This is a genomic window from Nocardia sp. NPDC004168, assembly GCF_040610355.1.
In the GTDB taxonomy this organism is placed as follows: domain Bacteria; phylum Actinomycetota; class Actinomycetes; order Mycobacteriales; family Mycobacteriaceae; genus Nocardia; species Nocardia sichangensis.
In genome coordinates, this window is record NZ_JBEXME010000022.1 from 41,703 (window position 1) to 59,656 (window position 17,954).

Here is a 17,954-nt window from a genome sequence, read left to right on the forward strand (position 1 = left end):
GTTGTCGGACGTAGTCGGTCGATGACTTCGCGCAGGGCGGGAGTGAAGGGCGCAGGTACGCCTGGATGGGTGCTGTCGGACGTAGTCGGTCGATGACTTCGCGCAGGGCGGGAGTGAAGGGCGCAGGTACGCCTGGATGGGTGCTGTCGGACGTAGTCGGTCGATGACTCCGCGCAGGGCCGGAGCGAAGGCGGAGGTACGCCCGCATCGGTAGGCTCGCTGCTGTTGATCATGCGGCGATCGGAGGACGGGTGCGCAAGTCCCTGGCTGTGCTGCCCGCCAGATCGGCGGCGGGGTGCGGCGTGCCGGATGTGACGACAGAGTCCGCGAATTCCGTTGTCCGCATGAGCGAAGCGGACGGTCGACAACAGCGGCGACCGCGCATGGGGCGGCGGCTGGTGATCGCGCACCCCGCGAATCCGTCCACCGCCTACTCGGGGAGTATCGCGAAAGCCGGTGCGGCCGTGGCGAAGCAGGACGGAGCGGCGGATCTCGAACCCGACCCACCCGCGCCGGGCGCGGGCAGGACGTGGGTGTGGAGTGTCGTCGGCGTGGCGTCCCGTGCGTCGCCGCTGACGATGGAGTACGCGCGTCCGTGGGAGCCGGGTTCCGAACCGGCCCGGACGTTTTCGTCGACGATCGAGGTGGAGCGATGACGAGCATTCCGGAATGCGGCGCCGAAGTGCGTGAGAACGGCGAGATCCGCGGCGTGGCAACGGCGTCGGACGTCGACGGGTTCCGGGCCCGGCACGCGGAGCTGGCCGGCGGCTACGGCGCGGGCGATCCGGACGACCCGGCCATGGTGCAGGCGATGCAGATGGTCCTGCATCTGCCGAAGAGCGACCCGCCGCCGCGCAGTGCGCTGCTCGCCGCCGCCGCGTCGGCCGCGGTGGCACTGTGCCTGGACGAGCGAGTCGGGCCGGGCGGCGAGTGGGAAGAACGCTATCTGGCCTGGAAGCGCTCCCGGATCCGCAAGGTGGCTCGGCGCGCTCGCGGCGCACAGTGGCAGGCGACTTGCGCTGTCGCGGGCGTCACGGTGGAGATCGACGGCGCGCAGGCGCGGGCGCTGGTCCCGGGGCCGGTGGGGCAGGTCGACCCGCGAATCAAGCGTCTGCAGATCGGCGGCACCGACCTCACGCACGACGAGCCCGGCCCGCCCGATCCCGAACTGCCGGTGCTGTGGGTGAACGCCGGGCTCGGGATGACGTTGGGCAAGGCCGCCGCGCAGGTGGGTCACGCGAGCATGCTGCTGGCCGGTGCGCTGCCGGTGGAGCACGCGCTGCGCTGGGCGGAACTCGGCTTCCGCTGCGCCGTCCGCGAGGCCGACCCGCGGCGCTGGGCGTCGCTGGCCGAGCACGTGGCGGAGGGCGCGGCGATCGCGGTGCGCGACGCGGGATACACCGAAGTGGCGCCGGGCTCCATGACGGTGATCGCGGTGCCCGCCCGGTCCTGGTGAACCCTCCGCTACGGCGCGGCGCGCGTGTCGGTCGGTGCGGCCGATCCGGCCGGGACGGCGGCGTTCCAGCACAGATCGACCGACCGGGTCGGTTTTCCCTCCCTGCGTTGGCAAGTGCCCCCCGGGGTGGGCCAAGATGGAGCGCGTGCCGCAACCGGATCCCGATCTGCTCATCGATTTCACCGACGTGACCGTCCGCCGCTCCGGCCGTACCCTCGTCGGGCCGGTCACCTGGCAGGTCGAGCTCGACGAACGCTGGGTGGTCCTCGGCCCCAACGGCGCGGGCAAGACCTCGCTGCTGCGTATGGCCGCCGCCGAACTGCATCCCACCGCGGGCATCGCCCATCTGCTCGGGGAGCGCATCGGAAAGGTGGACATCAGCGAGCTGCGCCCGCGCATCGGGCTGTCGTCGGCGGCGGTGGCCAGCCGGGTTCCGACCGACGAGAAGGTCAGCGATCTGGTGGTGTCCGCGGGTTACGCGGTGCTCGGCCGCTGGCGGGAGCGCTACGACGACGTGGACACCGATCGCGCCATCGACATGCTGGAAAGCCTCGGAGCCGAACATCTCTCCGACCGCACCTACGGAACGCTGTCGGAGGGCGAACGCAAACGCGTGCTCATCGCCCGCGCGCTGATGACCGATCCCGAGCTGCTGCTGCTCGACGAGCCCGCCGCGGGCTTGGACCTGGGCGGCCGCGAGGAACTGGTGGAGCGGCTCGGCGATCTCGCCGCCGATCCGGACTCGCCCGCGATCGTGCTGGTCACCCACCACGTGGAGGAGATCCCACCCGGATTCACCCACGGCCTGCTGCTCAACGAGGGCGAAGTGATCGCGCAGGGCCTGCTCTCCGACGTGCTCACCGCCGAGAACCTCAGCGACGCCTTCCGCCAGTCGATCGCCCTGGATCGAGTCGACGGCCGCTACTTCGCGCGGCGTTCGCGGCGGGCGGGCAGTCACCGCACCCGCTGACTCGGACGGCGTGCGATCGCACAATTCGGGTGCGTCAGGCGTACCTCCGCCTTCGCTCCGGCCGTGCGCGTTGTGCGTACCTCCGCCTTCGCTCCGGCCGTGCGTTATGCGTACTTTCGCCGTCGCTCCGTGTGAGCGGGCTGCGGATGGACTACGTCCGACTTCGCCTGTTGTACGTACTTTCGCCTTCGCTTCGGGCGTGGGTGGGTTGCGGATGGACTACGTCCGACTTCGCCTGTTGTGCGTACCTTCGCCTTCGCTTCGGGCGTGGGTGGGTTGCGGATGGACTACGTCCGACTTCGCCTGTTGTGCGTACCTTCGCCTTCGCTCCGGCCGTGCGCGGGCTATCGACGGACTACGTCCGACTGCGCCCGTTATGCGTACCTTCGGCCTTCGCTCCGGCCGTGCGCGGGCTGAGGACGGACTTCCGACTGCACCTATTAAGGTGCAAGGGTGAGTGAGACAGTAGCGCAGGCAGACTCTCAGCAACCCGAACCGCCGCTCAAAGACGCGTCCACCGTGATGCTGGTGCGCGACGGAGCCGACGGGCCCGAGATCTTCCTGCAGCGCAGGGTCGGCGCGATGGCCTTCGCCGCGGGCATGACCGTGTTCCCCGGCGGCGGCGTCGACCCGTCCGACGGAACCGCCGACATCGCCTGGGCCGGTCCCGAACCCGCATGGTGGGCCGAACAATTCGCGACCAGCGAAACCAGGGCGAAGGCGCTGGTCTGCGCTGCCGTCCGGGAGACGTTCGAGGAGTGCGGCGTGCTATTGGCCGGGCCGACCGCCGACAGCGTCGTCTCCGACACCACCGATTACCACGAGGCCCGCGCAAGGCTCGAGCGCAGGGAACTGTCGCTGGCGTCCTTCCTCGCGGAGGAGAAGCTGGTGCTGCGCGCCGACCTGCTGCGGCCGTGGGCGAACTGGATCACGCCGGTCATCGAGCCGCGTCGCTACGACACTCGCTTCTTCGTCGCGGTGCTGCCGCAGGGGCAGCTCGCCGACGGCGCCACCTCCGAGGCGGCGGAGGTGCAGTGGCGCACCCCCGCCGAGGCGCTGGCACGGTGGCGCTCGGGAGCAGACGTCCTGCTGCCACCGACTTGGTCGCAGCTGATCGCGCTCGGCGAATTCGGCTCCACCGCCGACATCCTCGCCGCGCGGCGGACTATCGATCCGATCATGCCGGTGCTGGCCGACCTGGACGGCAAACAGCTGCTGTCCTTCCCGGACAACCGACGCTATTTCGCCGATCTCCCCGATGCCGGGCGGCTCAAGGGCTCGGCGCGCCCGTGACCGTTCGGGCGCTCCCCGCCTGAGCGGGCTTTCCGGCCATGCTGCGGTGTCTGCCGGCCGTGCACAGGTCTGCCGTGCGGGCTTGCCCGGTAGTGGTAGGGCACCGGCGAGGGGTGTGCCGCCTGCCGGGTCCGACCGCCCGCGCTGTGCCTCCTGTCCGCATCGGGACCCTCGCGCTGACATCGTGCCGCGGTTCTGAGGGCCCACCGCTCACGCCGGTCAGCACCCGGTAGCGTGCGTCCCATGGCCGAATTCGTGACCCTGGAGCTGACCGAAGGCGATGCCGCGCGGCGCGTGGCCGTCCTCCGGATCGCCCGCCCGCCGATGAACCTGCTGAACCTGCAGCTGGCGCGCGAACTGGCCGAGGCGGCGGACGCCGTCGCGGCGGACCAGGGTGTCGCCGCGGTGGTGGTGTACGGCGACGAACGAGTGTTCTCGGCGGGCGACGACGTGGCCGAACTGTTCGGGCTCGGCAGCGCCCAGGCCGCCGCCATGGCGGCCGACCTGCAGCACGCCCTTGGCTGTCTGGCCCGGATCCCGCAACCCACCGTCGCGGCGATCAGCGGTTACTGCCTCGGCGGCGGGCTGGAGTTGGCTCTGGGAGCGGACCGCCGCATCATCGGTGACAACGTCAAATTGGGCCTGCCGCAGATCGAGACGGGATTGATCCCGCTCGCGGGCATCCGGCGCCTGTCCCTGCTGATCGGGCCGGGAGCGGCCAAGGACCTCGTCTACACTGGTCGTTTCGTCGAACCGGACGAGGCGAAGGCGCTCGGCCTCGTCGACGAAGTCGTCGCGCCGGACGACGTGTACACCGCCGCGATGCGGTGGGCGCGCCAGTTCGCCGACGGTCCCGCCCGCGCGCTGGCCGCCGCGAAAGCGGTTTTCGAAGCCGGTCCGCACGGCCTCGATCGCGCCCGCGGCGAGTGGTCGGCCCTGTTCACGACGGAAGATCGCCTGATAGGAACAGGTTCTTATCTGGCCAACGGTCCAGGGTCGGCCGAATTCGTGGGCCGATAGCAGGCGTCAACTGCGGATTTGGGTAGGCTTGCCGACCATGACGGTACGTCCCGACGACCCCGCGCCGAACCCGCACGCCACCGAGGCAGAGGTCGAAGCAGCGCTCAAGGATACGAAGCTGGCCCAGGTGCTCTACCACGACTGGGAAGCCGAGACCTATGACGACAAATGGTCCATTTCCTATGACGAGCGCTGTATCGAATACGCGCGCGGCCGGTTCGACTTGGCCGTCGGCCCCGCGCCGCTGCCCTACGGCAAGGCGCTCGAACTGGGCTGCGGTACCGGATTCTTCCTGCTGAACCTGATGCAGGCGGGCGTGGCGAAATCGGGCTCGGTCACCGACCTGTCGCCGGGCATGGTGAAGGTGGCGCTGCGCAACGCGCAGAACCTCGGACTGGACGTGGACGGCCGGGTCGCCGACGCGGAGACCATCCCCTACGACGACGACACCTTCGATCTGGTGGTCGGCCACGCGGTGCTGCACCACATCCCCGACGTCGAGCTGGCGCTCAAGGAGTGCCTGCGCGTGCTGAAGCCGGGCGGCCGCTTCGTGTTCGCCGGTGAGCCGACCACGGTCGGCAACTTCTACGCCCGCTGGCTGGGCCGCATCACGTGGAAGGCCACCACCACGGTGACCAAGCTGCCGATGCTCAGCGACTGGCGGCGTCCGCAGGAGGAGCTGGACGAGTCCTCGCGCGCGGCGGCCCTCGAGGCCGTCGTCGACCTGCACACCTTCGATCCGCGCGCACTGGAGTCGATGGCTCGCTCGGCGGGCGCCGTCGAAGTGGCGGCCAAGACCGAGGAGTTCGCGGCCGCCCTGTGGGGCTGGCCCGTGCGCACCTTCGAGGCCGCGGTCCCCGCCGAGAAGCTCACCTGGCGCTACCGGATGGCGATGTACCGCGCCTGGCTGGGACTGAGCTGGGTGGACGAGAACGTCATGCGCCGTGTCGTCCCGCGCCAGTTCTTCTACAACGCCATGATCACCGGCGTGAAGCCCACCTCCGCCGGAAAGTAGTGGCGCGCGATACCTGTCGCGACCGCATCGCTCATCGCGGCAGCGCCATCGGGGCTGCCGCGGTGGGTGTACACGCGCCCATGTCGCCGCGCCGGTTCGAATGCCGTGACCGGGCTCGGTCTTCCATGATCCGAACCGGCACGATCACGATCGCCGGAATCAGTCGGGTCGACTCGATCCCGATGCGGGACCGATAGTGGGCTATCTCTTCACCCGCGACGACGTCGGGTACCTGGGTAGCGCGACCGGTCGGGCCGCACTGGCCGATGTGGATCGCCTGGCGCTGACGTCCGTGTCCTTGCTGAAGGATCTCGAGCAGGTGCGTGGCGCCTATGGTGACCGCGCCGCGGCGCTGGTCGAGACGGTCCGGTTGCGCCGCCGCGCCACGGCCAAACTGGCCGACGCGGGGGAGTGGTTGTTCACCGACGACGCCTTGCAGCAGGCGACCCCGACCGCCGTCGCCAGGCACCGGGCCGCGCGCCTGGCCGGGCGGGCGGTACACGACGTGACCTGCTCGATCGGCGCGGAGCTGGCGGCCCTGGCGCCGCACTGTCCCGCCGTGCTCGGCAGCGATCTGGACGACGTACGGTTGGCGATGGCGTCCCGCAATCTGTCCGGTCATCGGAATGTCTTGCTGGCCAAGGCGGATGCGCTGACGCCGTGCAGCGTCGACACCGTCGTGACCGCCGACCCGGCCCGGCGCGCCGACGGCCGCCGCACCCACGACCCGGCCAAACTGCAACCGCCACTGCCGGATCTGCTCGACGCCTATCGTGGGCGCGATCTCGCCGTGAAGTGCGCGCCCGGTTTGGATTTCGACCGTCTCGGCTGGCCCGGCGAGGTGGAGGTGGTGTCGCTCGACGGCTCCGTGCGCGAGGCGTGCCTCTGGTCGTCGGGACTCACCGAGCCCGGCGTCACCCGTCGGGCCACGGTGCTCTCCTCCAAGGCCGCCGCCTGGACTATCACCGACGCCGAACCCGACGTCATCGACGAGCGCCCGCCGGGGCAGTGGATCGTCGACCCGGACGGCGCGGTCGTGCGCGCCGGTCTCGTCCGCCACTACGCCGCGAAACACGGCTTGTGGCAACTCGATCCCCGCATCGCCTATCTCACCAGCGACACCGTGCCCGAGGGAGTACGTGGCTTCCGCGTCCTCGACCGTATGGACTTCCGCGAGAAGGCGCTCCGCGCCGAACTGCATCGCCGTGACTGCGGACCCCTCGAAATCCTCGCCCGGGGTGTCGACATCGACCCCGATGCCCTCCGTTCGCGCCTCAAGCTCCGTGGCAGTCAACCGCATACGCTGGTGATCACTCGCATAGGCCGTAGCGCGACGGTCTTCCTCTGTGTCACCCCGTGACCATCCGGGGCGAATCGTGCCCTACGCCGGAAGTCCCGCGACGACGAGCCGTGCGGCGTCGGCCGTTGGTCCGTCGGCTGTGCGGGCAGATCGCTGCCGAAGATCGGCGACTCTACCGTCCGCGCCGACCGTCCGCGTCGCCCGCGCGGATCAACCCCGCGTCTGCACTGCGGGCCCGGTATCCGAAACGAGTCTGCCCGGCTGGTATCCGCGCGCGGGCCGCTCCAGCGGGCTCCGCACCCGGACCTCGCGACCGGGCGCTATTCCGGTGTGAACGCGAAGATCTCGCCGATGCGGGTGGCGACCACGACCTCACCCTTCGCGCCGACCGACGTACCGGTGGTCGTACCCTTCGCGCCCGGGAGGACGTCGGAATCGATGGTGGTTCCGGTCCGCGTGTCGAAGGTGACGAGGTTCAGGCCGTCGCCGATCGCCGCGGTGACGTAGCCGGTGTCGCCCGCCGTCTGCGCCGCAGGGCCGCGCAGCGCCAGATCCTTACGTTCCCAAACCGTCTCGACACTGTCGCCGTTGTCCCGCAGTGCGAGCAGGTAGCCTTCCTCGCCCGACGGGATGATCAGGCCGTCGTCGGACACCGAGATGCCGCCGCGCGGCGTCCAATCCAGCCGGTGCACCCACTTGGTCCGCCCGTCAACGGTGTCGAGCGCGATCAGGCGGTTGTTGTTGTCGCCGACGTAGACGGTGCCGCCGTCGGCGGACAGGGCCGGACTGGTCGCGCTGCCACCGAGCAACAACTCGGCGCTCCACTCCCGCGCGACCTTCGCGCCGGTATAGCGCAGCGCGACGAGGGACGCGGCAGGCCGCCCCGGCTGCCACAACGTCACGTAGAAACGGCCACTGGCGGCGTCGATGGGGGAGATGTTCGCGACCGGGCAGTGCGGCCCTCCGGTGGCGCAGTCGTCCAGTCCCTGTCCCGCGTCCGGCCAGCCGAGGCCCGCGTGCGCGAGGAAGTCCGGTTCGCCGAGCAACTGCACGCTCGGAACCGCCCGGTCGCCGGTCTGCCTGGACAGCACGTCGACCTGACCGGACTGGCTGATCGTCAGCAGTTTGCCGTCCCCGGTGAACTGCACCGAGACCGGCGTTCCGGCCACGGGCGTCGCCCACCGCGGCTGGCCCAGGTAGTTGAAGGAGATCACCCTGCTGTCGTCGCCGATGTAGACATTGGACATCCAGTCGACCGCCGACGGCGAGGAGATCGCGCTCGGGCCGAGGGCGTTGCAGAACCGCTTGCGGCCGGTGGCCATCTGGAAGGAGAAGATCGAGCAGTTCGCCAGACGCGTGGTGACGAACAGCTGGCCGTCGGGCCCCAGCGTGATCGGCTGGGCGATCGGTCCGCCGACCGGCCGCTGCCAGCTCAGTCCGAGCTTCCGCGACCCGGTGACCGGAGCGGTGCCGCTGTTGCGGACGTCGTGGTAGGCGGCGGTCCAGCCCTTGCCGGTGCCGACGGTGATGTCGTCGTAGTCGGTGCCGCAACCGGCCAGCGTCAGCGCGCCGACCGCGGCCAGCACGACCGCGGCGCGTTTCCGGGACGGTCGCCACATGGAAGTAGCCAGTACGCCGCCGCTTCGCACCTGCCGTACTCCTGTCGTCGTTGGCTCGCACCCGCGCCCTGTCCGGCGCAGGAGTCACTGTACGGGAGGCCTTTGCGCGGGTGAACGAGTCCCGGCGTTGTCGTAGCGGGTGCTCGTCGCGATGCTCGCCACGGGCGATAGGCTCTATCCGTCGCCGCCGAGGCGGGCGACGGCCGGTAGGACCACGACAGGAGAACCGTTCGTGACGAGCATGTGGGGCGCACCGTTGCGCTCGCGCTGGCGGGGATCGCGCCGCCGGGATCCGCAGCAGGCGCGTTTTCTGACGCGGGCGTCGCTGCGCTGGGTGCTCGCGAACCGGGCGTACACGCCCTGGTATCTGGTGCGTTACTACCGGCTGTTCAAGTTCCGCCTGGCCAACCCGCACATCGTGCTGCGCGGCATGGTCTTCCTCGGCCGCCGCGTCGAGATCCACGCCACGCCGGAACTGAGCCGCATGGAGATCGGCCGCTGGGTGCACATCGGCGACGGCAACGCGATCCGCTGCCACGAGGGTTCGCTGCGCATCGGCGACAAGGTGGTGTTCGGCAAGGACAACGTGGTCAACACCTACCTCGACATCGAGATCGGGGAATCGACCCTGGTCGCCGACTGGTGCTACATCTGCGACTTCGACCACAAGATGGACGACATCAACGTGCCGATCAAAGACCAGGGCATCGTGAAGAGCCCGGTGCGCATCGGCCCCGACACCTGGATCGCGGCCAAGGTGACCGTGCTGCGCGACACCCGCGTCGGGCGCGGCTGCGTGCTCGGCGCGCACGCCGTGGTCAAGGGCGAGATCCCGGACTTCAGCATCGCCGTCGGCGCGCCGGCCAAGGTGGTCAAGAACCGCAAGGCGGCCTGGGAGGCGGGCGCCGAGCAGCGCGCCGAATACCTTGCCGCGCTGGAGGACATCGCGCGCAAGAAGAACGGTGCCGCGCAGAACGCCTGAGAGTTCGTCGGTGCGGGCGGGTAGGTTCGCGCTATGACTGCCTACGCCGCCCTGTTGCGCGGGATCATGCCGAGCAATCCGAACATGAGCAACGCGAAGTTGCGCGCGGTGTTCGAATCGCTCGGATTCGAGGGCGTCGGTTCGGTGCTGACCAGCGGCAACATCGTGTTCCGCAGCGCGGAGACCGACGTGCCCGCGCTCGAGGAGCGTATCCAGCAGGCGCTGGTCCAGGAATTGGGCATCGGCGGCGGCACGATCATCCGCAGCCACGACGAACTGCGCGCGTTGCTGGACACCGACCCTTTCCACGGCCTGACCCACGGACGCGGCACGTATCTGATCGCCACGTTCCTCAAGGACACGGCCGAGCCTCCGGCAACCCTGCCCGAGCGGCCGGACCCGCTCACCCGGGTCGTGGGCTACGACGAGGCGGCCCGTGCCTTCCTCGCGGTCATCGACAACAGTCAGCCGGGCAAGACGCCCGACTTCATGGCCTGGCTGGAGAAGACATACGGCAAGGACATCACCACCCGCACCTGGCTCACGATCGAGCGCGTCGTCAAGAAACTGGCGGCTTAGCGGGCTACTTCGGATCGCGTTCCGGCAGCGGGCGTTCCACGATGGACGGGCGGCCCAACGGGTTGCGCACCCGCCGCTTGGCCGAGTGGTACACCTGAGCGGTCTCGGCGGCCACCACGTCCCAGGCGAAGTCGGCGGTGAGCCGTTCCCGGGCGGCGTAGGCGCGCTGCTGCGCGGCGGCGGGGTCGTCGAGGGTGGCGCGGACCGCCTCGACCAAGCCGTCGACGTCGGCGGGCGCGAAGGAGGCGCCGGTGACGCCGTCGATCACGGCCTCGCCCAGGCCGCCCGCCGTCGAGGTGATCAGCGGGGTGCCCGCCGCGGCCGCCTCCAGCGCGACGATGCCGAACGGTTCGTATCGGCTCGGCAGCACGATCGCGTCGGCGCCGTGCAGCCAGCCGAGCAGTTCCGCGTGGTCGAGCTGACCGGCGAAGTTCACCGCGCGGGCGACGCGGTGCACCCGGGCGCGCTCGCGCAACCACTCGAACTGGGTGCCGACGCCCGCGACGGTCAGGGTGGTGCCGGGGTGGGCGCGGCGGATGCGCGGCAGCGCGGCGATCGCGTCCTGCACGCCCTTCTCGTACTCGAGCCTGCCCACGTACAGCAGCCGGGGCGGACCGCTGCGCGGCGCGCGCGGGCGGAAAGTCCACGCGCCCACGTCGATGCCGTTGCGGATCACCGTCATCGGGATCCGCTCCGGACCGTAGAGCCGCTCGACTTCGTCCTGCATGGACGACGAGCAGGTGATCAGCGCGTCGGACTCGTTGGCGAGCCACCACTCCACCGAGTGCACCTGCTTGTTGACCTTGCCCGCGACCCAGCCGCTGTGCCGCCCGGCCTCGGTGGCGTGGATGGTCGACACCAGCGGCACGTCGTAGTACTCGGCCAGGGCGATGCCGGGGTGGGCGACCAGCCAGTCGTGCGCGTGCACCACGTCCGGCGTCCAGCCGTCGCCGATGCCAGGCTTCCCGAGCGCGACGCCCGCGCGCACCATGGCGTGTCCCATGGCCAGCGTCCAGGCGAGCATGTCCTCGCCGAAGTCGAACACCGGCGGGTCCTCGGCGACCGCGACCACCAGCACGCCTTCGGCGATGTAGGAGTGCGTGGGATGGGTGGAGGCGTCGGTGCCGGAGGGGCGCCGGGACAGGACGACCACCTCGTGGCCGGCCGCGGCGAGTTCGACGGCGAGGTGATGCACGTGCCTACCCAGCCCGCCGACCACGACGGGTGGGTACTCCCACGACACCATCAAAATCTTCATGCAAGTCCTTCTGCGGCCGAGCCCGGGTCCGCCGGAACCGGTCCGTGGTCCGCGGTGGCGGAGTCCGGGCCTGGCTCGGCGGCGGATACTGCCCCGGTGGCGCTGGGTACGGACCCCGCGGACGTGAGTCGTCGCGCGTCCACGCCGGGGAAGAGTCCGTCAGCTGCCCCCCATCCTGCCGCCAACTGCCGTGCTTTCGCGAGTTGGCCCGCCCCGACGGCCGCGGCGATTTCCCGGACGGCGTGGGCGTGGCGGTGCGCGCGGTCGCGCGCGTACCCCGCGGCGGAGTCCTTGCTGACCATGAACGCCCAGTCGCTGGAGACGGTCAGGATCGCTTCGCGCAGCAGCTGATCGGCGACGTGATCGCGGAGTCCGGGTGCGCCGCCCTGGGCGGCGCGCATCTTGTCGACGGTGTCCAGGGTCAGCCGCACGATGTCGTCGTTGAGCTCGACCAGGTCGCGCACTTGTTCGCCCGCCCACACCCGCCAGTCCTTGCCCGAACCCCAGGACGAGTCGGCCAGTGGCACCGGTTCGCCCAGGTAGCCGCGCGCTCGGGCGTCGGCGAGGGTGCCCACGGTGACGCCCGCCTCCGGCAGTGCCCGCAGTACCTGCGCCAGCCACTGCGGGCCCTCGTGCCACCAGTGGCCGAACAGTTCGGTGTCGAACGCGGCGACGACCAGGGCGGGCCTGCCGATCCGCTCGGACTCGGAGATCAACCGCTCGCGCACCGTCCGCACGAAGTCGTCCACATCCCGGACGACGGCCGCGGCGGCGAGTTCCGGATCGTAGGGAGCCTTGTCCGGGCCCGCGACGGTCTTGCCGGTGACCCGCGCGGGTTTGAGACCTGTGGCGTGGTCATAGTGATGAAAGTCACGGTAGGCGCCGTGGCCGGGATAGCCGGATTTCGGTGACCACACGCGGTAACTCACCTGCAAATCGCGCCCGAATGCGACCACGTCGGAATCCCGGACCGGTCGGCCGAGCGTGGTATCGCCGCGCAGCGCGGGGCCGTCGACCATGAAATGCGTCACACCCGCGGCGGCGTAGCCGACCTCCATGCCGGGGGTGTAGCCGCATTCCGGCGCCCAGATGCCGGTCGGTGTGTGGCCCCAGCGGTGTCGCGCGTCGGCCAGGCCCTCGGTGAGCTGGAACTGGCGCAGCCGTGGGTCCAGCAGCGGCTGGAACGGGTGGGCCAGCGGGCCGCCGAGCAGTTCGATGGCCTCCGCGTCGACGAGCGCGCGCCAGACCGGCGCGGCGCCGTGCCGCCAGTACTGCTCGAACTCGGCCAGGGCGGCGGCGGCCAGGCGGTGTTCGTGCCTGCCCAGCGCGACATTGCCCGCCATGGCGGCTTCGTCGGCGCGCAGCTGCCAGTTGCCCAGCCAGTGGTGCATGCCCGCCAGGCAGTGCGGGTCGTCCAGCTGGGCCGCGAGTACCGGTGTGATACCGAGGCTGAGCAGATGCGAACGGCCTTCGGCCGCAAGGGTTCGCAACACTTCGACGACGGGCAGGTAGGAGGCGGCCCAGGACTGGTAGAGCCATTCCTCGCCGACCGGCCAGCGACCGTGATGTGCCAGCCAGGGCAGGTGGGAGTGCAGGACCAAGGTGAACTGGCCCGGCACGGGACTTGCCGCGTGCCCGCCGGGCACGGTACCGCGATCGGTCAAGGCTTCACCGCGATGGCGATCAGATCCAGGCTCGCGTCGATGTTCGCGGCCAGCAACTCGAAATCGTCCACCGCGACGCTCGCGACGTCCGCGGTGAGTTCCGCGGGCCAGGGTTCACCGGCCAGCGCGCGTTCGATCTGCGCGTCGATGAACGACCCGCCGTGCTTGGCGTCCAATGCTTTCAGGCCGGGCCCGTGGTGCACGCCGATCATCTCCGACACCTCGAATCCGGCCTCGACCAGCAATTCGGTCAGCTCGGCCGCGTTGAGTTCCCTCGTGTGGAACGGGTTGAGCGGAGTGTCGCGACCGGGCGAGAAGGTGATCCGGTTGGGGGTGCTGATCAGCAGCTCACCGCCGGGACGAAGCACGCGCAGGCATTCGCGCAGGAACTGGGCCTGATCCCAAAGGTGCTCGATCACTTGGAAGTTCACCACGACGTCGACCGAGGCGTCCTCCAGCGGCAGCTCGGCGAGGTTGCCGTGGAGCATCTCCACGCGGGGGTAGCGCACGCGCACGTGTTCGACGGCGCCGGTGTCGTAGTCGACGCCGATCACCTTGGTGGCCACGCCGGCGATCATGTCGGCGCCGTAGCCCTCACCGGAACCCGCCTCCAGCACCGTCTTTCCGGCGCAACGGTCCAGCAGACGGGCGTAGGCGATCTCGTGCCTGCGGAACCAGTAGTTCTCCTCGGCGATGCCCGGAACGGTGCGCTCGCCGGTCAGCGGCAGTGGTTCGACGGCGCCGGTGCTCGTCTCGGATGCCACGGTGATGCCGGACGGGTCGTCCACTGCGGCAGGGATCACAGCCTCGCTCATCACTCCGACGTTACTGGCACCGCATCCGCGGGGCATACCCCACCCGGCTGCCCCGGAGGGCGGCTTCGCTCGCCGGGAAAGGGGTCGCCGGAACCGCGCACTGTAGTGCGTGGTAACCAATTGTGAGAGAGAAGCCACTAAGTTACCCACGGGTAACTTAACGTAAGGTAATGTCACGGCCTGAGCCACCCACCCGGGCGTACGGCGCAGTTCGTGCGACCACCACATACGTGTAACCAGAACAGGAGGTCGACGAAGACCGATGCCGAACATCGTCGTACTCATCAAGCAGGTTCCCGACACCTGGTCCGAGCGCAAGCTCACCGATGGTGACTTCACGCTCGATCGCGAGGCCGCCGACGCCGTCCTCGACGAGATCAACGAGCGCGCCGTCGAAGAGGCGCTGCTGATCAAGGAGGCCCAGGGCGGTGAGGTCACCGTGCTGGCCGCCGGTCCCGACCGCGCCACCGAGGCCATCCGCAAGGCGCTGTCCATGGGCGCCGACAAGGCCATCCACATCAACGACCCGGCCATCCACGGCTCCGACGCCGTGCAGACGGCGTGGGTGCTGGCGAGTGCGCTCGGTCAGGTCGAGGGTGTCGAGCTGGTCATCGCGGGCAACGAGGCCACCGACGGCCGCGCGGGCGCGGTGCCGGCGATCATCGCCGAGTACCTCGGCCTGCCGCAGCTGACGCACCTGCGCAAGCTGGTCGTCGACGGCGACAAGATCACCGGTGAGCGCGAGACCGACGAGGGCGTGTTCAAGCTGGAGGCCTCGCTGCCCGCCATCGTCAGCGTCACCGAGAAGATCAACGAGCCGCGTTTCCCGTCCTTCAAGGGCATCATGGCCGCGAAGAAGAAGGAAGTGCAGACCTTCACGCTGGCCGACCTGGGCGTCGACCCCTCGACCGTTGGCGTCGCGAACGCGGGTTCCGCCGTCACCGCCGCCACGCCGAAGCCTCCGCGCACCGCGGGCGAGAAGATCGCCGACGAAGGCGACGGCGGCACCAAGATCGCCCAGTACCTGATCGGCCAGAAGATCATCTGATCTCGGTAGCGCTGCAGACTTCCTAGGAGAGAACACATGGCTGAAGTACTCGTGCTCGTCGAGCACGCCGAGGGTGCGATCAAGAAGGTCAGCACCGAACTGCTCACCGCCGCTCGCGCCCTTGGCGAGCCCGCCGCCGTCGTGCTCGGCACGGCGGGCACCGGCGAGAAGCTGGCCGACGCGCTGGCCGCCGCGGGCGCCGAGAAGATCTACATCGCCGAGTCCGACGATGTGGAGAACTACCTGGTGACCCCGAAGGTCGACGTGCTGGCCGCGCTGACCGAGTCGGTCTCGCCCGCCGCCGTCATCGTCGCCGCCAGCGCCGAGGGCAAGGAGGTGTCGGGTCGCCTCGCCGCCCGCATCGGCTCCGGCCTGCTGGTCGACGTCATCGACGTGAAGTCCGACGGCACCGCCGTGCACTCCATCTTCGGTGGCGCGTTCACCGTCGACGCCAAGGTCACCGGCGATGTCCCGGTGATCTCGGTCCGCCCGGGCGCCGTCGAGGCCTCCGCGCAGGCCGGCGCAGGCGAGAAGGTGACCGTCGAGGTGCCCGCGCAGGAAGAGGGCGTGGTCAAGGTGACCTCGCGCGAGCCGGTCGTCGGCGGTGACCGCCCGGAACTCACCGAGGCGAGCATCGTGGTCTCCGGTGGCCGCGGCGTCGGTTCCGCCGACAACTTCTCGGTGGTCGAGGCCCTGGCCGACTCGCTCGGCGCGGCCGTGGGCGCTTCGCGTGCCGCCGTCGACTCGGGCTACTACCCGGGCCAGTTCCAGGTCGGCCAGACCGGTAAGACGGTCTCCCCGCAGCTGTACATCGCCCTCGGCATCTCGGGCGCGATCCAGCACCGCGCGGGCATGCAGACCTCGAAGACCATCGTCGCCGTCAACAAGGACGAAGAGGCGCCGATCTTCGAGATCGCCGACTACGGCATCGTGGGCGACCTGTTCAACGTCGCGCCGCAGCTGACCGAAGCGGTCAAGACGCACAAGGGCTGACACCCTTCGGCCGGTCGAAAGGCGGCCCCGACCTTCAGAGGCCGGGGCCGCCTTTCGCTGAGTTGGTCAGTCTGCTGCGGCAGCACTTCCACTGCCCACCCATGCGCCGTGTGATCGGTTGGGGTGCAGTGGCATAACCGGTCAGATGGCCCGGCGCTGCTCGTGATCGGCACGGTTGACGACTCCATTCGCCGATCTCCTGCGTTGCTTGCTAGTTTCATTGGCGTCAAATCCCCCGAAGGGGGGGAGTCATCGACACTAGGGGATCAGAGATGAAGAAGACGGTTACGGGACTGCTGATGGGCGCGCTGGCCACGGGGGCACTGATCGCCTTGGCGCCTGCGGCGCAGGCAGAGGTGTATCCGAACGAAAAGGAATGCCTGGCCGCCGCGAAGCGAGAGGAGGCGCGGCGCGTTTCCGAGGGCGACATCAACGTCCCCCATTACAGCTGCAAGGCCGCAGGAAACGGCTGGCGGATGGGCATCTTCCGCTGATCGAAGTGGTGAGGGCGGGCTGATTTTGGTCTGCACCGCCCTCGCCGCACGATCTGTCGTACGACCTCAGGACCACCGCGTCGAGCGGTGGTCCTGTTCCGTTTTTCGACCACCGCCGAAACGTCCGCCTCCGACTGCCATTCGGCTGGTCCAGCCGCCCGAACTCGAGCGTGAGACCGATGATGGCCTGTCGAGAGGCGAACTCTAGAGGCCAGGTGAGCGAAAATCGTGACCGCTGCGAAAGAAATTACGGTGCAGGCGATTTCGCGTCGGCGATGCGGGTGGCGGACTTACACTCGGCCGGTGAGCATCCCAACGGAACCGATCGGTAGCATCCCTCGACCTCACGATCTGTTGGCCGCTATGGCCGACGAATCCGGCGACGCCACCGCGCTCGCCGAACTCCAGCGGAGCGCGGTCGCCGAGACCGTGCGCAAGCTGGAAGAACTCGGCTCTCCCGTCGTCACCGACGGCGAGCAGTCCAAGCCGAGCTTCGCCACCTATCCGATTGCCGGGCTCGATAATCTGGCCCCGGACGGGGCGATCATCCCGTTCGCCGACGGACACCAGAGACAGCTGCCCCGGCTGGCCTCCGGTCCGTTCCGCTATGCCGCGCACGCGGCGGACTATCTGCGCGACGCGCAGCAGCACGCCACCGTTCCGGTGAAGCAGGCCGTCATCGCGCCATCGGCGCTGAGCCTGCTGTATCCGGCCGACGGGATCGAGGGTTACCCCCGCGAGCAGTTCCTCGCCGACCTCGCCGACGCGGCGGAGGCCGACATCCGCGCCTGCCTGGAGGCGGGCGCGCACCTGGTGCAACTCGACTTCACCGAAGGGCGACTGTCGCTCAAGCTGGATCCGAGCGGCGGTGTGCTCGACCAGTTCATCGAGCTGAACAACACAGTGCTCGACCGGTTCTCGGACGAGGAGCGAGCCAGGATCGGCGTGCACACCTGCCCGGGCGGCGACCAGGACTCCACGCACAGCCTGGACGTGGACTACGTCGAATTGCTGCCGAAGCTGCTGCAACTGCGGGTGGGCGCGTTCTACCTCCAGTTCGCGAGCGAGCCGGATCCGGAGAAGGTGCTCGCAGTGGTCGCCGAACACCTGCCCGCCGAGGCGCGGGTGTTCATCGGTGTCACCGACCCGATCGACCCGCAGGTCGAGACACCCGAACAGGTCCGCGACCGGGTGCTGCTCGCCGCTCGTTTCCTGCCCGTCGATCGGTTGGGCACCTGCGATGACTGCGGCTTCTCACCGTTCGCCGACGACACCTCCACCTCGCGTGAGACCGCGTTCGCCAAGATCCGCGCGCGCATCGAGGGCACAGCTCTGGCGGCGACGGAACTGGGCGTCTGACCCTGGGGTGAGTCGTGCGACCGGCCCCGGTTGGACCGGGGCCGGTTTCGTCCGGCGAGAAGTCGGATTGCGGTTGCCCGAAGGTTCAG

The 17,954-nt window shown here is 69.6% G+C and carries 17 protein-coding genes; 13 read left to right on the forward strand and 4 right to left on the reverse strand.

From position 1 onward, the window contains the following. Window positions 1-344: 344 nt before the first annotated feature. The 7 genes from ABZW96_RS28830 to ABZW96_RS28860 all read left to right on the forward strand — a co-directional run bounded on the left by ABZW96_RS28830 (window position 345) and on the right by ABZW96_RS28860 (window position 7,114). Entirely contained in the window at window positions 345-656 is a 312-nt protein-coding gene (locus tag ABZW96_RS28830; RefSeq protein WP_355078764.1) for a protease inhibitor I42 family protein, read from the forward strand. Further along, on the forward strand, window positions 653-1,456 hold the full coding sequence (locus ABZW96_RS28835) for a peptidyl-tRNA hydrolase (RefSeq protein WP_355078765.1): 804 nt from the start codon (window positions 653-655) through the stop codon (window positions 1,454-1,456). Before ABZW96_RS28830 ends, ABZW96_RS28835 begins: the two co-directional genes overlap by 4 nt. 136 nt (window positions 1,457-1,592) lie before the next feature. Beyond that, a complete protein-coding gene (locus ABZW96_RS28840) occupies window positions 1,593-2,426 on the forward strand; it encodes an ABC transporter ATP-binding protein (RefSeq protein WP_355078766.1) in 834 nt (277 codons plus the stop codon). Window positions 2,427-2,948: 522 nt separating this feature from the next. Continuing rightward, the gene (locus ABZW96_RS28845; RefSeq protein ID WP_355078832.1) at window positions 2,949-3,719 is read left to right on the forward strand and encodes an NUDIX hydrolase; all 771 of its coding nucleotides are present in this window, start codon (window positions 2,949-2,951) and stop codon (window positions 3,717-3,719) included. Window positions 3,720-3,962: 243 nt separating this feature from the next. After that, window positions 3,963-4,739, forward strand: a complete 777-nt coding sequence (locus ABZW96_RS28850) for an enoyl-CoA hydratase-related protein (protein ID WP_355078767.1) — start codon at window positions 3,963-3,965, stop codon at window positions 4,737-4,739. A gap of 37 nt (window positions 4,740-4,776) precedes the next feature. Continuing rightward, window positions 4,777-5,754: a class I SAM-dependent methyltransferase gene (locus tag ABZW96_RS28855; RefSeq protein WP_355078768.1), complete on the forward strand. Its 978-nt coding sequence runs from the start codon at window positions 4,777-4,779 to the stop codon at window positions 5,752-5,754. Window positions 5,755-5,950: 196 nt separating this feature from the next. Beyond that, a complete protein-coding gene (locus tag ABZW96_RS28860) occupies window positions 5,951-7,114 on the forward strand; it encodes a class I SAM-dependent methyltransferase (protein WP_355078769.1) in 1,164 nt (387 codons plus the stop codon). A gap of 260 nt (window positions 7,115-7,374) precedes the next feature. Here ABZW96_RS28860 and ABZW96_RS28865 read toward each other — a convergent pair whose 3' ends face one another. Then, a complete protein-coding gene (locus ABZW96_RS28865; protein ID WP_355078770.1) occupies window positions 7,375-8,673 on the reverse strand; it encodes a PQQ-binding-like beta-propeller repeat protein in 1,299 nt (432 codons plus the stop codon). A gap of 232 nt (window positions 8,674-8,905) precedes the next feature. Here ABZW96_RS28865 and ABZW96_RS28870 point away from each other — a divergent pair, with 232 nt between their 5' ends. After that, window positions 8,906-9,655, forward strand: a complete 750-nt coding sequence (locus ABZW96_RS28870; RefSeq protein WP_355078771.1) for an acyltransferase — start codon at window positions 8,906-8,908, stop codon at window positions 9,653-9,655. A gap of 33 nt (window positions 9,656-9,688) precedes the next feature. Continuing rightward, window positions 9,689-10,234 carry a DUF1697 domain-containing protein gene (locus ABZW96_RS28875; RefSeq protein WP_355078772.1) on the forward strand — a complete coding sequence of 182 codons (546 nt, stop codon included), beginning with the start codon at window positions 9,689-9,691 and terminating at the stop codon, window positions 10,232-10,234. 4 nt (window positions 10,235-10,238) lie between these two features. Here ABZW96_RS28875 and ABZW96_RS28880 read toward each other — a convergent pair whose 3' ends face one another. The 3 genes from ABZW96_RS28880 to ABZW96_RS28890 are packed head-to-tail and all read right to left on the reverse strand — an operon-like array spanning window position 10,239 to window position 13,971. Continuing rightward, on the reverse strand, window positions 10,239-11,492 hold the full coding sequence (locus tag ABZW96_RS28880) for a glycosyltransferase family 4 protein (RefSeq protein WP_039795312.1): 1,254 nt from the start codon (window positions 11,490-11,492) through the stop codon (window positions 10,239-10,241). Then, complete coding sequence (locus ABZW96_RS28885) at window positions 11,489-13,156, reverse strand: glycoside hydrolase family 57 protein (RefSeq protein WP_355078773.1); 1,668 nt, start codon at window positions 13,154-13,156, stop codon at window positions 11,489-11,491. Before ABZW96_RS28885 ends, ABZW96_RS28880 begins: the two co-directional genes overlap by 4 nt. Beyond that, entirely contained in the window at window positions 13,153-13,971 is an 819-nt protein-coding gene (locus ABZW96_RS28890; protein ID WP_355078774.1) for a methyltransferase domain-containing protein, read from the reverse strand. The genes ABZW96_RS28885 and ABZW96_RS28890 overlap by 4 nt, the downstream gene beginning before the upstream one ends. 262 nt (window positions 13,972-14,233) lie before the next feature. Here ABZW96_RS28890 and ABZW96_RS28895 point away from each other — a divergent pair, with 262 nt between their 5' ends. The 4 genes from ABZW96_RS28895 (at window position 14,234) to ABZW96_RS28910 (ending at window position 17,865) form a co-directional block, all read left to right on the forward strand. After that, window positions 14,234-15,019, forward strand: a complete 786-nt coding sequence (locus ABZW96_RS28895; RefSeq protein WP_355078775.1) for an electron transfer flavoprotein subunit beta/FixA family protein — start codon at window positions 14,234-14,236, stop codon at window positions 15,017-15,019. Between the two features lie 36 nt (window positions 15,020-15,055). After that, complete coding sequence (locus ABZW96_RS28900) at window positions 15,056-16,012, forward strand: electron transfer flavoprotein subunit alpha/FixB family protein (protein WP_355078776.1); 957 nt, start codon at window positions 15,056-15,058, stop codon at window positions 16,010-16,012. Window positions 16,013-16,284: 272 nt separating this feature from the next. Beyond that, the gene (locus ABZW96_RS28905) at window positions 16,285-16,506 is read left to right on the forward strand and encodes a hypothetical protein (protein ID WP_355078777.1); all 222 of its coding nucleotides are present in this window, start codon (window positions 16,285-16,287) and stop codon (window positions 16,504-16,506) included. A 303-nt stretch (window positions 16,507-16,809) separates the two neighbouring features. Continuing rightward, window positions 16,810-17,865, forward strand: coding sequence for a cobalamin-independent methionine synthase II family protein (locus ABZW96_RS28910; RefSeq protein WP_355078778.1), 1,056 nt, complete (start codon window positions 16,810-16,812; stop codon window positions 17,863-17,865). Window positions 17,866-17,954: the final 89 nt, after the last annotated feature.

Bases quoted from the DNA above. Each gene is read 5' to 3' on its own strand.
- ABZW96_RS28830 (WP_355078764.1), top strand. From the start codon at position 345: ATGAGCGAAGCGGACGGTCGACAACAGCGGCGACCGCGCATGGGGCGG.
- ABZW96_RS28835 (WP_355078765.1), top strand. From the start codon at position 653: ATGACGAGCATTCCGGAATGCGGCGCCGAAGTGCGTGAGAACGGCGAG.
- ABZW96_RS28840 (WP_355078766.1), top strand. From the start codon at position 1,593: ATGGAGCGCGTGCCGCAACCGGATCCCGATCTGCTCATCGATTTCACC.
- ABZW96_RS28845 (WP_355078832.1), top strand. From the start codon at position 2,949: ATGCTGGTGCGCGACGGAGCCGACGGGCCCGAGATCTTCCTGCAGCGC.
- ABZW96_RS28850 (WP_355078767.1), top strand. From the start codon at position 3,963: ATGGCCGAATTCGTGACCCTGGAGCTGACCGAAGGCGATGCCGCGCGG.
- ABZW96_RS28855 (WP_355078768.1), top strand. From the start codon at position 4,777: ATGACGGTACGTCCCGACGACCCCGCGCCGAACCCGCACGCCACCGAG.
- ABZW96_RS28865 (WP_355078770.1), bottom strand. From the start codon at position 8,673: ATGTGGCGACCGTCCCGGAAACGCGCCGCGGTCGTGCTGGCCGCGGTC.
- ABZW96_RS28875 (WP_355078772.1), top strand. From the start codon at position 9,689: ATGACTGCCTACGCCGCCCTGTTGCGCGGGATCATGCCGAGCAATCCG.
- ABZW96_RS28880 (WP_039795312.1), bottom strand. From the start codon at position 11,492: ATGAAGATTTTGATGGTGTCGTGGGAGTACCCACCCGTCGTGGTCGGC.
- ABZW96_RS28890 (WP_355078774.1), bottom strand. From the start codon at position 13,971: ATGAGCGAGGCTGTGATCCCTGCCGCAGTGGACGACCCGTCCGGCATC.
- ABZW96_RS28895 (WP_355078775.1), top strand. From the start codon at position 14,234: ATGCCGAACATCGTCGTACTCATCAAGCAGGTTCCCGACACCTGGTCC.
- ABZW96_RS28900 (WP_355078776.1), top strand. From the start codon at position 15,056: ATGGCTGAAGTACTCGTGCTCGTCGAGCACGCCGAGGGTGCGATCAAG.
- ABZW96_RS28905 (WP_355078777.1), top strand. From the start codon at position 16,285: ATGAAGAAGACGGTTACGGGACTGCTGATGGGCGCGCTGGCCACGGGG.